This window comes from Frankia sp. CoWAU3 (genome assembly GCF_977971855.1).
Genome location: NZ_CDWWXB010000039.1, coordinates 1 through 14,524, shown reverse-complemented (window position 1 = coordinate 14,524; position 14,524 = coordinate 1). Strand labels below are relative to the sequence as shown.

Genomic DNA, 14,524 nt, shown 5'->3' with positions numbered 1-14,524 from the left:
CGACCGGCGGCGGTGCTCGGCGTGCCCGTGGGGTTCATCGGCGCCGCGGAGTCCAAGCAGGCCCTCGTGGATGATCCGGCCCGGTTGGAGCATCTCGTCGTGCACGGTCGGCGGGGCGGCAGCGCGATGGCGGTCGCCGCGGTCAACGCGATCGCGAGCGAGGAGGATTAATGGTGCCGTCGAAGGGCCGGCTGTGGGGAGTCGGGGTTGGACCGGGGGATCCCGAGCTCGTCACCCTCAAGGCGGCCCGCCTGATCCGTGACGCCGACGTGATCGCCTACCACAGCGCCCGGCACGGCCGCAGCATCGCCCGGTCGGTCGCCGCGAGTCAGCTGCGCGGCGACCAGATCGAGGAGGCGCTGGTCTACCCGGTCACCACCGAGACGACCTCCCACCCCGGTGGCTACCGCGGCGCGATCGACGAGTTCTACGAGGACTGCGCCAAGCGGCTGGCCGTCCACCTCGACGCCGGCCGGGACGTCGTGGTCCTCAGCGAGGGTGACCCGTTCTTCTACGGCTCGTTCATCCACCTGCACCGGCGCCTCGCCGACCGGTACCCGACCGAGGTCGTGCCGGGGGTGACATCCCTGTCGGCGGGGTGCGCGGTGCTCGGCCGGCCGCTGGTCGAGGGCAACGAAGTCCTCACAGTGCTGCCGGGCACGCTGCCGCCGACGGTCCTCGCCGAGCGTATCGCTGGCACGGACACCGCCGTCGTGCTCAAGATGGGACGGACCTTCCCGGGGGTCCGGGACGCCTTCACCGCCGCGGGACGCCTCGCGGACACCTGGTACGTGGAACGGGCCACCACCTCCGGCCAGCGCATCGCCCCGCTCGGTGCGGTAGACCCGGCCACGGTGCCGTACTTCTCGCTCGCGGTACTGCCGAGCCCGGTCCGGGGGCCGGACGATCCGGCGCCGCTGCGCGCGTCGCAGGCGGACTGGGTACCAACGGCGCCCACCGTTGGTAAGGCTGGTGCCGTTGGTACCGGCGGCACGCCCGGCGCGGGGGAGGTCGTCGTGGTGGGCCTCGGACCGGGCGCTGCGGGCTGGTTGACGCCGCAGGCCGCCGAGGCGCTGGCCGCCGCCGACGACCTCATCGGCTACGGCCCCTACCTCGACCGGGTGCCGGTCGATCCACGCCAGCGCCGGCACGCCTCGGGGAACACCGTCGAGGCCGAGCGCGCTGAGCTCGCCCTCGAACTGGCGGCCGGCGGCGCGAACGTCGCCGTGGTCTCCTCCGGTGATCCCGGGGTCTTCGCGATGGCCACGGCCGTCGTCGAGGCCGCGGCGGCGGAGCGGTTCGCGGGCGTCGAGGTGCGGGTCGTGCCCGGGCTGACCGCCGCGCAGGCGGTGGCGAGCCGGGTCGGGGCGCCACTCGGCCACGACTTCTGCGTGCTGTCGCTGTCCGACCGACTCAAGCCGTGGGAGGTCATCGAGCGGCGGCTGCGGGCGGCGGCCGCGGGCGACTTCGTCCTGGCGCTGTACAACCCGGCTTCCCGTACCCGTCGCCATCAGCTGGAGCGGGCCCACGAGGTGCTGCTCGAACACCGCCCCTCGGACACGGTGGTGGTCATCGGCCGGGATGTCGGCGGTCCCACCGAGAGCATCACCGTGACGAGCCTCGGTGCGTTCGACCCGGCCGAGGTCGACATGCGCTGCCTGCTGCTCATCGGCTCGTCGACGACCCGGGTGGTGCGCCGCGGCCCCGGCCGGGACCTCGTGTTCACCCCACGTCGTTACCCGGTCACCTAGCCTCCGGTCACCGGGGCCATGGTCACCTGGGCCATGGTGGTGCGACCCAGGCCACGGCGGCGTCGATATCGTCGACCGCTGCCACCCCGGGTGGCAGCGGTGGGCGGTCGACCATGACGACCGGCAGACCGAGGTCCCGGGCGGCGGCGAGCTTCGCGGCGGTCATCGTTCCGCCACTGTTCTTGGTCACGAGGACGTCGACGCGGTGCCGGCGCAGCAGGGCGGTCTCCCCGGCGACGTCGAACGGCCCACGATCGAGGATGACGGTCAGTCGTGGCGGTACCGGGCCGGTCGGCGGCTCGACCGACCGGGCCAGGAACCAGGGTCGGTGCAGGCCGGCGAACAGGGCGAGGTCGGTTCGCCCGGTGGTCAGGAACACCCGTGGGGCTGGATCGGAATGCGGGCGCGGCCCGGGTAGGACGAACCGGTCGAGCAGGGCGACCGCGCCGGCCAGCGACGGGACCCGGCGCCAGTCGTCGCCGGGCTGCCCGCGCCAGCTCGACCGGCGCAGGACGAGCAGCGGAACGCCGGTGGCGCGCGCGGCCTGTGCGGCGTGCGTGGTCATCGTCGCGGCGAACGGGTGGGTCGCGTCGACCACCGCATCGATCCGTTCGGCCCGCAGGTAGTCGGCCAGGCCCGCCGCCCCGCCGAAGCCGCCGATCCGGATTTGGCAGGACGGTGGCAGCGCAGGCTCGCGGACTCGACCGGCCAACGAGTAGACGATCTCGATGCGTTCCGTGCCGGCGGGATCCGGGGAGCCGAGCCTGGTCGCCAGGCGGCGCGCCTCCTCGGTTCCGCCGAGCAGCAGCAGGCGGCGTGCCCCGGTCACCGAGCCCCGGGGGCGGGATCCGGGCCACACGGCGCGGCGTTTGCCGGGGAAACCGGGGAGGCCGGGGAAACCGGGGAGGCCGGGGAAACCGGGGAGGCCGGGGGAACGGACGACACGCATCCGTCCGGTCCGAAGCGTTCCCGGGAGTACAGGTAGCTGTCCCGGAAACCCTCCGCGGCCAGAGCGCGACCCACGATGATCACGGCCGTCCTGGTGAGCCCCGCGGCCCGCGCCCGACCGGCGATGTCGGCGAGCGTGCCGCGCAACACGATCTCGTCGGCCCGGCTGGCCCAGGCGACGACGGCTGCCGGGCAGTCCGTACCGTAGTTCGGCACGAGCTCGGCGACGAGCGTCTCGATACGGTGCACGGCCAGGTGCAGCACGAGGGTCGCCCCCGACCGGCCGAGGGTGGCGAGGTCCTCGCCGGGCGGCATGGGACTGGACAGCACGGCCGTGCGGGTCAGCACCACGCTCTGGGCGACGCCGGGAACCGTCAGCTCCCGGCGCAGCGACGCCGCCGCCGCGGCGAAGGCGGGGACACCCGGCGTCACGTCGTAGGCGATCCCGGCCGCGTCGAGCCGGCGCATCTGCTCGGCGACGGCGCTGTAGAGCGACGGGTCGCCGGAGTGCAGTCGGGCGACGTCGTGACCGGCGGCGTCGGCCGCGACCAGCTCCGCGACGATGTCGTCCAACGGCATCCGGGCGGTGTCGACGAGACGGGCCCCGGGCGGGCAGTGTGCCAGCAGCTCGACCGGGACGAGACTGCCGGCGTACAGGCAGACCGGGCAGGACGCGATCAGATTCCGGCCGCGGACGGTGATGAGGTCGGCGGCGCCCGGTCCGGCCCCGATGAAGTGCACGGTCACGCCGGCCCCCGCCGGTTGTCTCCGGGCAGCTGGACGTCTCCGGGCAGCTCGGCGGCGGGGGCGGCTCGGCGCATGCTGCTGGGCACAACCGGGCACGCTAGCAGGACGCCGGCGGCGGCGAGCCCCCTCGGGGACGCTCCGGCACGGGCGTCGCTGGGCGTCGCGATCCGGCTGCTCGCGCACCGACGGGAAGCCGGACATCGCCCTCCGGAACGTCAGAGAGACCGCGGCCGCCGCGCCGCCACCCCATCACCGGTTGCGGCGCGGGCCGTGGCCGCGGGCCGTGACCTGCGCCGCGGCCTCGTCCCTGCCAACGGACGTCGGCTCGGTCCGTACCGGGTCATCCGGCGACGGGTCGGGCTGCGACGGGTCACCCGGCGACGGGTCGGGCTGCGACGGGTCGGTCGGTGTGCCGTCCTCGTCGGAGCCGGCCCGCGCGACGGTGGCCGGGGTGCCGGTGCACAGCGGCGGTAGGGTGGTCAGCCTCCGAACCGTTGCGGGCCGGAAGATCCGTCGTTTCCGCCACACGAACAGTCCGGCCGCGATGGCCAGGACGCCGCGGCCGTTGATCGCGTAGAGCGCGCTCCCGCCTTCGTACTGCAGGATCGCGGCCACCAGCGCCAGCAGGCCCAGGAGAGCCGCTGGATGGCGACATTCGCGCAGCGCGTACTCCAGTCGGACGAGGACGAATCCTGCCAGAGCCGCGAGGGTCACCATCCACGGCGGACCGCCGATGGGCAGCAGCTCGCCGAGCTGGGTGGGCAGGCGGTCAAACGCGTTGGTGATCCCGTAGGTGTCGGACAGGCGCGTCTTGAGGGAACGCGACTCCAGGTCGGAATGCAGTTTGTCGGGATTGAGAAAACGCGGGACGACGATGTTGACGTCGTTCCACAGGGTTACCGGACCGATGGGCGGAGAACCGTCGCGGAGCCGTCGCAGGATTATCGACGGGTAGGAGTTCCCGTCCAGGCGGACCCCGAGGTCTCCCACCTCGCCCGGGTTTATCCCGCCTTCCATAGGATGGCACCAGGACCTGCAGGACCTCCGTCGCCCCGTGGTAGACGATGGCGGCACCGACGAACATCAGCCCGAGACCGGACACGGCGTGCCGGCCCCGACCGCGAACCACCACGACCAAGACGAGCCCCCGCAGCAGCAGACCCAGCGCTAGCGTGGCCGACACTCCGCACCTCCGCCCGTCGTGCCGGGTGCTCTCCGGGGGGAGCCCCGGTCCGGTGGTGACCGGCCCGGGCGACCCGAACCGCGCCATCCTTCCCGCATGGTGAACAGGTTTGATAAATCCGTTTACAGACGATCTCTGAACGGCCGCCGTTGCACGTCTGCTTCCGGCGTTGGGCTGAGGACCGTCGACCGGATAGCTCCGCGTGCTGCCCATGAACATCTCCGGACCGATCTCTACCAGGCCGCAGTCCAGATCTTCGTCTACTTCGTGGAGTACACCGACTCCCTACGGGCCTGAGCCGGGCCGGTGGTGGACGGGCCGGGTCACGACGCCGCGGGTGGGGGGCCTCGCGGTTGGCTCCCCGCAGCGCCAGCGTCATGATCCTGCGTTCCGGGGATTGCTCCGGAATGGCCGCGGCGGTGTCGGTTGTTCGGTCGGGACGGTCGAATCTGTCGGGACGTTCGAAGGGGATGGGCTCGCGCACCGGCATCGCCGCGTCCCCCCGGACGACGACGAGCCCGTCCAGTACCTCCTCCAGCAGCGGCGCCGCCGTCACGTCGACCGCGGCCGCACCGGTGATGACCGCACAGAGGATCCACCGCGGCCCCTCGATGCCGAAGATGCGGGCGGGCAGGCGGCCGACGGCCGTGTCGAGCGGCATGCGCAGCTCGGGGCCGTAGGGCCCGTCCTCGTCGTTCCATTCCGTGTCCTCCGGTGCCGAGAGCACCAGGTCCTCGCGGATCGACGCCCACAGGCCGCCGCTGCGCGGGGCGGCGAGGACGGACAGCTCCAGGACGGATGTCCCGTCCATCGCGGCCAGGGTGGGCATCGGCCCGGAGGCCGAGACCCGGATCCGGGTGCCGTTCACCCGCGGCACCACGAGAGCTCCGAAATCCGCTTGCGCCCGGCCGTCATCGGGCGCGTCCGCCGCGTCGAACGGACCCCGGCCCACCCGGACGCCCCCGCTCGTCGTGGCGCTGGCTCCCGTGGCACCGGTTCCCGTGGCACCGGGCTTCCTCGCGTCACCGTCGCCCTTACCGGCCCCGGTACCGGCCCCGGTGCCGGCATGGTCGTCCGGCTGCGGTGACTGTCGGCGCCGACGGTGGATGAGTCGCCCTCCTGGCATCCTGACCACCTCCCAGGCAGAAGCCTGGAGTGGCTGATGAATTACTTAGGGTAGGCGCACCGGTGGTGGGGCCGGGAGATTCCCCGGGCGGTTGGCCGGGCCGCAACGTCCTCGGATCGGCCCTGATGGAGGCACGCGACAGGTCGCGGGCGGTGTACGGCCCCCGCGATGTGCCCGAGTAAATCGCGCAACGGGATGGCCGGACGCTGAGTTGTCCGGGACCATCGGACAGGTGTCAGTTCCACATCAGAAGGCGTCGCTGCCTAAGTCCTGGATGGTCTCCGAGTCACTGAGCGGAGGGATGAAGCTCCCTTTCGTTGTCGGCCTGGACGACTCGGACACGCCCTACGACGTCGTCGACGCACTCGCCCTGGCTCCTTTCACAACCGGTGAGCAGCCCTGGGCCCGCAGTGCCCGGGTCGACCGGCTCCGGCCGGGAGCCACGCTGCTGCCGTCAGGGGCAAAGGTCCTGCGCGCGGTTGTCGAGGAGTCCCGCGATTCACGTCTCGCGGTCGGCGAGGGCTGGACGGTGCGAGCCGTGCGCTGGCGCGGCGGGGGTGGTGAGGTGACCGTCACCGCGGTGAGCGAACAGCTCGCCCGGGTGGTGATCGAGGACGTGCTCCGCTCGTCCGTCGCCGAGAGCGGTGCGGACAACGCCGTCAACATGGGTTTCTGGTATCTGTCCAGTCAGCGTGGTCCGATCCGGACCAGCCGCCGGACGGCCACCACGACGTGGGCTTCGATCCGCGCCAACTACGCCTCGGCCGCCGTGGGCCCGCTCGACCGGCTCATGGCGGTTCGCCGGGACAACGTGGTCGGCCGCCTGATCCTCCTGCATGGTCCGGCGGGAACCGGGAAGACGACCGTGCTGCGGGCCCTGGCGAACGAATGGCGATCCTGGTGCCAGGTCGACTGCGTCCTGGATCCCGAGGCGCTGTTCGCCGATCCCGCCTACCTGATGGAGGTCGCGATCGGCTTCGACGACGACGGGGACCCGGAGGGGGAGAGCGCCGACGCCCGCGGCGCCGACGGCGGGGGTACCGACAGCGGGATCGCGTGGGCCGGGGATGCGGACAGCGGCGATGCCGGGTCCGGGGATGCCGGGTCCGGGGATGCGGACAGTCATGGTGCCCAGGGCGCGGCGACCGACCGCATGGGCGAGCCACCCGCCCACCGGTGGCGGCTGCTGGTGATCGAGGACTGCGACGACCTGATCCGTGGGGACGGCCGGGGTGCGGCTGGCCAGCAGCTCTCTCGACTGCTGAACCTCACCGATGGTCTGGTCGGGCAGGGCCGCGAGGTGCTGGTCGCCCTGACCACGAACGAGGATCTGCTGCGCATGCATCCCGCGGTTGTCCGTCCCGGCCGCTGTCTCGCCCAGATCGAGGTGGGAGCCCTGCCACACACCGAGGCGGTGTCCTGGCTGGGCTCCACGGAGGGGGTCCGGTCGAGCATGACGCTGGCGGAGCTGTTCGCGCTGCGGGACGGCCGGGGCCTGCCGCGGCCCACCACCACGGACGCCCGTCACGGCATGTACCTGTGACGGCTGCGTGCCGTACTCCCGATTCGGGCCCGCCTGGCCGGGAGCGGGCCGGGTAGTCCCGCCGGCCCGACGGCGCCGCGCCCTGCGCGGTGCCGTCGGGTGGCCGGACCGTCCCGGTCGGACGCCACCGGTCAGGCATCGCTAAAGTTAGCCGCCGGGGAGCAACCGGTGTATTTCGGATCGCCGGATCCTGGTCTCGGTCTCGGTGGTGGGTGAATGTCGGTGAAGGGGTGAAGGTCCGGCAACGGGGATCGGCCGTCTGCCCGACGGTCCCCGCCGCCGTCTGCCTTGACGACAAGGTTAGCGGTCGTTAACTTGGAGGCGTTGTTTCGGGGCCCGACGTCCACCCGTGGGGGTGACTGTGAGCGCAGCACGCGCCGGAACCATCGCGGGGCGGCGGTCCGACGAGGTCCGGCGGTCCGCGGCCATGCCGGTCCTGACCAGTCGGGTCGATGCCGCGGGTGAACAGGGACGGCGCAATGCCGAGGGGCATTGGCACGCCGTGACCGATCTCCAGGAGCGGTTGGCGGTGGCGGCGGTCGGCGGGTCGGAGCAGGCGCGGTCCCGCCACGTGGCTCGCGGCAAGCTCCTGCCCCGCGACCGGGTCGACACGCTGCTCGACCGGGGGAGTCCTTTTCTGGAGCTCTCCCCGCTCGCCGCGAACGGCTTTTACGAGGATCCGGTTCCGGGGGCGGGCATCATCACCGGCATTGGCCGAATCTCGGGTCGGGAATGCATGGTGGTCGCCAACGATGCCACGGTCAAGGGTGGCACCTACTATCCGTTGACCGTGAAGAAGCATCTGCGCGCCCAGGAGGTGGCGCTACAGAATCGGCTGCCCTGCGTCTATCTGGTCGACTCTGGGGGAGCGTTTCTTCCGCTGCAGGACCAGGTCTTCCCGGACCGGGAGCATTTCGGGCGGATCTTCTTCAACCAGGCCCGGATGTCCTCGCTGGGAATCTCCCAGATCGCGGCGGTGCTCGGTTCGTGCACGGCGGGCGGCGCGTACGTTCCCGCGATGGCCGACGAGGCGGTGATAGTCAGGAATCAGGGGACGATCTTCCTCGGTGGTCCGCCGCTCGTGAAGGCCGCGACCGGCGAGGTGGTGTCGGCCGAGGATCTCGGCGGCGGGCTGCTACACTCCCGCACCTCCGGGGTGACCGATCACCTGGCCGAGGACGACGCCCATGCGCTGCGGATTGTGCGCTCCATCGTCGCGGGCCTCGCGCCGCGCGGGCCGCGGCCGTGGGAGTTGGAGCCGACCGAGGCACCGGCGGTCGACCCGGCCGGGCTGTACGCTGCGGTACCGACGGACGGGCGCATCCCCTATGACGTGCGAGAGGTGATCGCGCGCATCGTCGACGGCAGCCGTTTCGCGGAGTTCAAGAAGGAGTACGGAACGACGCTGGTCACTGGGACCGCCCGCCTCCATGGCCATCCCGTGGGGATCGTCGCGAACAACGGGGTGCTCTTCGGCGAGTCGGCGCTGAAGGGCACACATTTCATCGAGCTCTGCGATCAACGCGGTATCCCGTTGGTGTTCCTGCAGAACATCACCGGTTTCATGGTGGGTCGGGAGTACGAGGCCGGCGGCATCGCGAAGCATGGCGCGAAGATGGTTAACGCGGTTGCCTGTGCCCGGGTGCCGAAGTTCACCGTGGTGATCGGTGGTTCGTTCGGCGCGGGTAACTACTCGATGTGCGGCCGGGCATTCTCGCCCTGCTTTCTGTGGATGTGGCCGAATGCCTGCGTCTCGGTAATGGGCGGGGAGCAGGCGGCGGCGGTGCTGGCGACCGTGCGCCGGGACCAGATGGAAGCCGCGGGGGTCGCCTGGAGCGAGGCCGACGAGGTCGCCTTCCGGGCACCGATCCTGAATCGGTACGCGGAGCAGGGCAGCCCGTACTATTCGACCGCTCGGCTGTGGGACGACGGTGTCATCGATCCGGCCGACACCCGTATGGTGCTGGGCCTGGGCCTGTCGGTGGCGGCGAACGCTCCGCTGGAACCGGTGGGCTACGGCGTCTTCCGGATGTGAGGGGGACATCCTGGCGTGCGGAAACATCCGATGTGAGGAAACCAATCGTGAGGATCAAGGGTGTCCACGGCTGATCTGTCCGCCACGAATCACGCAGGCGGCGATCCCGGCATCGCGGGTTCCGCCGGTTCCGCTGGTTCCGCCGGTCACGGCGGCGGTGCCGGCCACGGTCCGGATGGCCATTCCACGCCGGTCCGGTCGGCGGGCGTCGTGCCGCCGAGGGCGCCGGGAACGTCGGGTCTGACGTTCTCGTCGGTGCTCGTCGCGAACCGGGGTGAAATCGCCGTCCGGGTGATCCGCACACTGCGCGATCTCGGTATCCGGTCCGTCGCCGTCTACTCAGACGCCGACGCCGGGGCGCGGCACGTCCGGGAGGCGGATGTCGCGGTGCGGCTGGGCCCGGCGCCCACGAAGGAGAGCTACCTCAGCATCGAGGCCGTGCTGGAGGCTGCGAGGGTGTCCGGGGCGGAGGCCGTCCATCCCGGTTATGGCTTTCTCGCCGAGAACGCGGCCTTCGTACAGGCCTGTGAGACGGCCGGAGTGCTCTTCATCGGACCGTCGCTTGCCGCGGTGCAGGTGATGGGCGACAAGATCACCGCGCGGCGGACGGTGGCCGAGGTGGGGGTGCCGGTCGTGCCGGGCCGGTCGGCGCCGGGCATGAGCGATGCCGCGATCGCCGAGGCCGCCGGTCAGATCGGCTATCCGGTGCTGCTCAAACCCTCGGCAGGGGGTGGTGGCAAGGGGATGCGCATCGTCCGCGAGCCCGCCCGGCTGCCGGAGGCGATCGCGTCGGCCCGCCGGGAGGCCGCCGCCGGCTTCGGGGACGACACCCTGTACGTGGAGCGGTTCATCACCCGTCCCCGCCACGTCGAGGTCCAGATCCTCGCCGACGAGCACGGCAGCGTGCTCCACCTGGGTGAGCGGGAGTGCAGCCTGCAACGGCGCTACCAGAAGATTGTTGAAGAGGCGCCGGCGCCGGCGCTCGACGCGCGGACCAGGGAGCGGCTCGGGGGGGCGGCGGTCGCCGTCGCCAGCGCCGTCGGCTACGTCGGAGCGGGCACGGTCGAGTTCATCCTGTCCGCCGACGCGCCGGATGAGTTCTACTTCATGGAGATGAACACCCGGCTCCAGGTCGAGCATCCGGTCACCGAGCTGGTGACGGGGGTGGACCTGGTCGCCGAGCAGATCCGGATCGCGGCCGGGGAGCCGTTGCGCTTCGGTCAGGCCGACATCCGCCTGACCGGGCACGCGGTGGAGGCGCGGATCTACGCCGAGGACCCCGGGCGGGGATTCCTGCCGACCGGCGGTAGGGTGCTGACTTTCCGGGAACCGGCCGGGCCGGCCATCCGCGTCGACGCCGGCATCGGGGCCGGGGACATCGTGAGCACCACGTACGATCCTATGCTGGCCAAGGTGATCGCCTGGGGCGCGGACCGCGCCGCCGCGATCGCCCGCCTCGACACCGCGCTCGCCGGCACGGTCCTGCTCGGGGTGACGACCAACATCGGCTTCCTGCGCTCGCTGCTCGCCCATCCGGACGTCGTCGCCGGGCGGCTCGACACCGGTCTCGTCGAACGTGATCTCGCCGCCCTCACCCCGGACGATCTGCCCGGCGAGGCGTTCCTCGGATACGCCCTGGCCAGGCTGCTGACGTTGCAACCGGCCGGTCCGGTGGTCGACCCGTGGGACATCCCCTCCGGATGGCGGCCCGGTGAGCCCGCGTGGCTGACCTGGGAGGTCGCCCTGCCCGGTGGGGCAGTACCGTCCGGCGGCCCCGACGGCGCCGAACCTGGTGGCAGCGCGCCACCCGAGATCGGGGCCGGGGTTGAGGGCGGGGATGGTAACGGCCACGGGGATGGTAACGGCCACGGGGATGGTAACGGCCACGGGGATGGTAACGGCCACGGGGATGGGGCGGAGCCGGGACGCGGGGAGCGGGCGGTGCGGACGGTGTCAACGCTGCGGGTCGCGGCGCGCGGCACCCCCGATGCGGCCCGGGTCCGGATCGCCGACGGGCCGCCGGTCGCCGCATCGGTCAGTCAGCTCGGCGACGAGCTGCTCGTCACGATCGGTGCGGTCACCACCCGGTGGGCCTACGCGTGGGAGCCCGCCGACGGGATCCTCTGGCTTGGCCGCGACGGTGGGGCGTGGGGCCTGGCCGAGGTGATTCCGGTGCCGGGCACCGGGGCCGGGCCGGTGCCCGGCGGGCAGGCGCGTAGCCCCATGCCGGGCACGGTGACCGCGGTGTTGGTCGCACCGGGGATGACCGTGGCGGACGGGCAGTCGCTGGCCGTCGTCGAGGCCATGAAGATGGAGCACACCGTCTCGGCGACGGGCGCCGGGATCGTCAAGGAAGTACTCGTCCGGCCCGGCGACCTCGTCGCCCTGGACCAGCTGCTGGTGGTGATGTCCGTGGCGGGCCCGGCCGACCCCGACCCCGAATCCGGAGCAGTCGCTCCGGCGGCCCGGTGAAATGTGGAGGGTTGAGCATGGTTTGACGCCGTCGGACCGTGCTCAATCCTCCACAACTTTCCGTTGTCCTTTCCGTTGTCCGCGGCGGCCACCCTGGGTCGGTCGCCGGAGTCAATGCAGGCCGGAAACGTCAATCCTTCTCTCAGCGCCCAGCCAGCCGCCGCAGGAGCGTCTTGCGGGCATCGGCCTTGGCCAGGTTGGACAGGTCGAGGTGGGCCGAGGAGGCCTGATCGAATGCGGCCGGCACGGCACAGGCCTCGACCAGGACGGTGAGCGAGTCTGCACGCGGACCCGGTCGGGTCATCCGCGTCCAGGGCCGCTCGCCCGGGTTGCGTCGGTCCCCGTCCGGGCGCTCCTCGTGCGGCGGATCCCTCTGCGGCAGGCCCTCGTGCGGCCGGTCCGGATGCCGGCTGTCGGGGTGATGCCGGTCGAGGAACACCGCGGCGCTGTTCGCCGCGAGCCGCCGGAAGCATCCCTGGTCCTCCGGCCGGGTGGATGTCCGTCCGAGGCAGGTCAGGGCGACGGCCAGCAGGGACAGCGGGATCTGGTCGCGCCACAGGTCGACCAGACCGGCCCGACGTGCCCAGTCCTCCGCCGCCGATCGGACCCGGTCGATGAGCAGGAACAGCCACCGCGGCACGAGGTCTCCGTCGGACCGCTGCCGGAGTCCCCCCGGCGCCCGGCCCGCCGCGGGTGGACGACAGCCTCCAGCAGGGCGCGCAGCGTGACCAGCTCTCGAAGGCTGCCACCCGCGACCTGTTGGAAGACGAATCATCGTCCATCGCCGACCGCGACCGGCTGATGGACGGGCGTGGCGAGGTGGCGCTCGGTGAACCCGAGGGCGTCGGCGATCGTCCGCCAGTGGCGCGCGAATTCGCCGGGTTGGGGTCCCGCGTCGCCTGTCGGGCCGACGTCCAGCTTCATCACGAACTGGCGCGCACCATGGCGCGGATCCTGTTCGAGGACCACCCCGACCACCCCGACCACCTCGACCACCTCGACCACCCCGACCACCGCCGACGACCGGCAGCCGGTAAGCCAACGGACCAGGCGGTAGGTGGTCTCGGTCTGGGAGCACCACTGCCGTAGCGCGGTCATGACGGGATCGTCGAGGCCCGTTCACCAGCGGCTCGTCCAACCAGAGCGGCTCGTTCAACCAGTCAGAAGACAACCATGACGCCTGGGAACGCAGGACGCGGGTGACAGACGCGTTCCGGTCGGGTGAACCGCCGCCGGGACGCCGCCGGTCGGGTTCCGGATTACCGGCTCTTCGAAGTTAAGCGGGGTTGAGGCATCTGCGGGTTCGGCGGGTGGTTGCGCAGCGTTTTCGTAGCCGCTGGTTTTCGGGGTTGCGGTAGCCGAAGGCGTTGCGGGCGTCGAGCTTGACGACCCGGTGGGCGATCACGGTGCGGGCGGGGTGGGTGCGGGCGAGTGCGAGCAGCGCGCGTAGTTCTTCCTTGGCGATCCAGGCGGTCAGGATCGTCTGGCCGGGTTCGCCGAGGTCGACGAGGGTGTTCCACAGTTTCGTCAGCTGGCGGTCGGTGAGGTTCTCGCGGTTGCGGGCCAGCAGGTTACGGATCTTCCATTCGGGGTCGGTGTCGCGGCCGCGGCGGCCCCGTAGCTGGGTGGTGACCCGGCGGCGGGCCTCTGTGACGGCGTCGTTCGCGGGTTTCACGACGTGGAAGTGGTCGACGACCAGGGTGGCGCCCGGCAGGTAGCGGCGGACCGCGGCGACGAACACCGTGCACATGTCGATCGCCACGTGGGTGATCCGGTCGCGCCAGGACGGTGTCTGGCTGGCCAGCCAGTACGCGACGTCGTCGGTGGTGCGGCCCTCGACCTGGCCGAGCATGCCCTGCCCGCCGGCCAGGTCGGTGAATCCGACATGCCACCGGTCGGCGAGCACCCGGGTCTTCGCCGGCTCGCCACCCGCCGGGTCGGGCTCGACGGTCTCGGCGGGCGCAGGGACGGCGGGCGCGCCGCCAGCAGGTTCGGGGGACGCCGGTGTGGGAACGCGGTCCGCGGGCCGCCAGCGCGGCCGGCCTCGGCGGGTCTCGTCGATCCCGAGCACGTCCACCGGCGGTGAGGCGGTGTCGGTCAACGGCGCGGCCACGTCGCGCGCCGCGTCCATGACCGTCGGCCAGGACAGCGCAAGGTGCCGCGCGCTGGCTACCACCGTCGCGCAGATCCCGTCGACCACGAGCCGGCCGGCCTGCTCGCGTAGCCGGGTCGTCAACCGTGCCTGCGCCGGCACCGCCGGCAGCGACTCGGTGAACGACCGCTTCGCGCACAGTGGTTCCTGGCAGTACCAGCGGCGTTTGACCCACACCAGTCGCAGGGGGGACGGGCCGTAGCGCAGGTCACGCGGCCGAGTGGTCACGACGCCCTTGACCCTGCGCGCGAACACCCCGCAACCCGGGCACGCCCGCGCCGTCTCGTCCGCGGTCGCAAGCCACACCTGCCGTGTCCTGCCCGCGAGCATCTCGACGCGCGACACCGTCAGACCGTCGATGTCGAGCAACCGCGTCGCGTCATTCGTATGATCGTCCAAGCCCGTAGCTCCGTGGCCTCTCGGTTGCGTCAGGAACAACCAAGATTGCCAGGGGTTGCGGGCGATTCATGTCACGACACGAGGCGTGCCACATCAGGTCACAGCACAGGGCTGCGCGAAGGTCGCGTGGTGTGACGGCCTGTTGCGTTAAGTGGCTATGAATTGGAG

Annotated in this window: 12 protein-coding genes; 5 read left to right on the top strand and 7 right to left on the bottom strand. The window is 71.8% G+C overall.

What is annotated here, in order from left to right; genetic code table 11:
* Both AC08ON_RS06225 and AC08ON_RS06220 read left to right on the top strand, forming a co-directional pair.
* A partial coding sequence (locus AC08ON_RS06225; protein WP_476616613.1) for a precorrin-8X methylmutase occupies positions 1-171 on the top strand: 171 nt, incomplete at its 5' end.
* The gene (locus tag AC08ON_RS06220; protein WP_476606944.1) at positions 171-1,751 is read left to right on the top strand and encodes a precorrin-2 C(20)-methyltransferase; all 1,581 of its coding nucleotides are present in this window, start codon (positions 171-173) and stop codon (positions 1,749-1,751) included. The genes AC08ON_RS06225 and AC08ON_RS06220, both read left to right, overlap by 1 nt.
* Positions 1,752-1,773: 22 nt before the next feature.
* Here AC08ON_RS06220 and AC08ON_RS06215 read toward each other — a convergent pair whose 3' ends face one another.
* From AC08ON_RS06215 to AC08ON_RS06200, 4 genes are all read right to left on the bottom strand, one after another.
* Complete coding sequence (locus tag AC08ON_RS06215) at positions 1,774-2,580, bottom strand: cobalt-precorrin-6A reductase (RefSeq protein WP_476606945.1); 807 nt, start codon at positions 2,578-2,580, stop codon at positions 1,774-1,776.
* Entirely contained in the window at positions 2,577-3,446 is an 870-nt protein-coding gene (gene cobM / locus AC08ON_RS06210; protein WP_476606946.1) for a precorrin-4 C(11)-methyltransferase, read from the bottom strand. Before cobM ends, AC08ON_RS06215 begins: the two co-directional genes overlap by 4 nt.
* 249 nt (positions 3,447-3,695) lie before the next feature.
* Positions 3,696-4,463, bottom strand: a complete 768-nt coding sequence (locus tag AC08ON_RS06205; protein WP_476606947.1) for a hypothetical protein — start codon at positions 4,461-4,463, stop codon at positions 3,696-3,698.
* Positions 4,448-5,755: a DUF3710 domain-containing protein gene (locus tag AC08ON_RS06200; RefSeq protein WP_476616609.1), complete on the bottom strand. Its 1,308-nt coding sequence runs from the start codon at positions 5,753-5,755 to the stop codon at positions 4,448-4,450. The genes AC08ON_RS06205 and AC08ON_RS06200 overlap by 16 nt, the downstream gene beginning before the upstream one ends.
* A 232-nt stretch (positions 5,756-5,987) precedes the next feature.
* Here AC08ON_RS06200 and AC08ON_RS06195 point away from each other — a divergent pair, with 232 nt between their 5' ends.
* From AC08ON_RS06195 to AC08ON_RS06185, 3 genes are all read left to right on the top strand, one after another.
* Positions 5,988-7,298 carry a DUF5925 domain-containing protein gene (locus AC08ON_RS06195; RefSeq protein WP_476606949.1) on the top strand — a complete coding sequence of 437 codons (1,311 nt, stop codon included), beginning with the start codon at positions 5,988-5,990 and terminating at the stop codon, positions 7,296-7,298.
* Positions 7,299-7,725: 427 nt separating this feature from the next.
* Positions 7,726-9,333: a carboxyl transferase domain-containing protein gene (locus AC08ON_RS06190; protein WP_476606953.1), complete on the top strand. Its 1,608-nt coding sequence runs from the start codon at positions 7,726-7,728 to the stop codon at positions 9,331-9,333.
* 255 nt (positions 9,334-9,588) lie between these two features.
* Positions 9,589-11,805, top strand: coding sequence for an acetyl/propionyl/methylcrotonyl-CoA carboxylase subunit alpha (locus tag AC08ON_RS06185; RefSeq protein ID WP_476606954.1), 2,217 nt, complete (start codon positions 9,589-9,591; stop codon positions 11,803-11,805).
* A 142-nt stretch (positions 11,806-11,947) separates the two neighbouring features.
* On the opposite strand, the gene AC08ON_RS06180 is transcribed toward AC08ON_RS06185, so the two are convergent.
* The 3 genes from AC08ON_RS06180 to AC08ON_RS06170 form a co-directional block, all read right to left on the bottom strand.
* The gene (locus AC08ON_RS06180) at positions 11,948-12,445 is read right to left on the bottom strand and encodes a hypothetical protein (protein ID WP_476606950.1); all 498 of its coding nucleotides are present in this window, start codon (positions 12,443-12,445) and stop codon (positions 11,948-11,950) included.
* Positions 12,446-12,576: 131 nt separating this feature from the next.
* Complete coding sequence (locus AC08ON_RS06175; protein WP_476606951.1) at positions 12,577-12,903, bottom strand: hypothetical protein; 327 nt, start codon at positions 12,901-12,903, stop codon at positions 12,577-12,579.
* Positions 12,904-13,081: 178 nt separating this feature from the next.
* Positions 13,082-14,356 carry a transposase gene (locus AC08ON_RS06170; protein WP_476606952.1) on the bottom strand — a complete coding sequence of 425 codons (1,275 nt, stop codon included), beginning with the start codon at positions 14,354-14,356 and terminating at the stop codon, positions 13,082-13,084.
* Positions 14,357-14,524 lie beyond the last annotated feature (168 nt).

Bases quoted from the DNA above. Each gene is read 5' to 3' on its own strand.
- AC08ON_RS06190 (WP_476606953.1), top strand. From the start codon at position 7,726: ATGCCGGTCCTGACCAGTCGGGTCGATGCCGCGGGTGAACAGGGACGG.
- AC08ON_RS06220 (WP_476606944.1), top strand. From the start codon at position 171: ATGGTGCCGTCGAAGGGCCGGCTGTGGGGAGTCGGGGTTGGACCGGGG.
- AC08ON_RS06205 (WP_476606947.1), bottom strand. From the start codon at position 4,463: ATGGAAGGCGGGATAAACCCGGGCGAGGTGGGAGACCTCGGGGTCCGC.
- AC08ON_RS06175 (WP_476606951.1), bottom strand. From the start codon at position 12,903: ATGACCGCGCTACGGCAGTGGTGCTCCCAGACCGAGACCACCTACCGC.
- AC08ON_RS06200 (WP_476616609.1), bottom strand. From the start codon at position 5,755: ATGCCAGGAGGGCGACTCATCCACCGTCGGCGCCGACAGTCACCGCAG.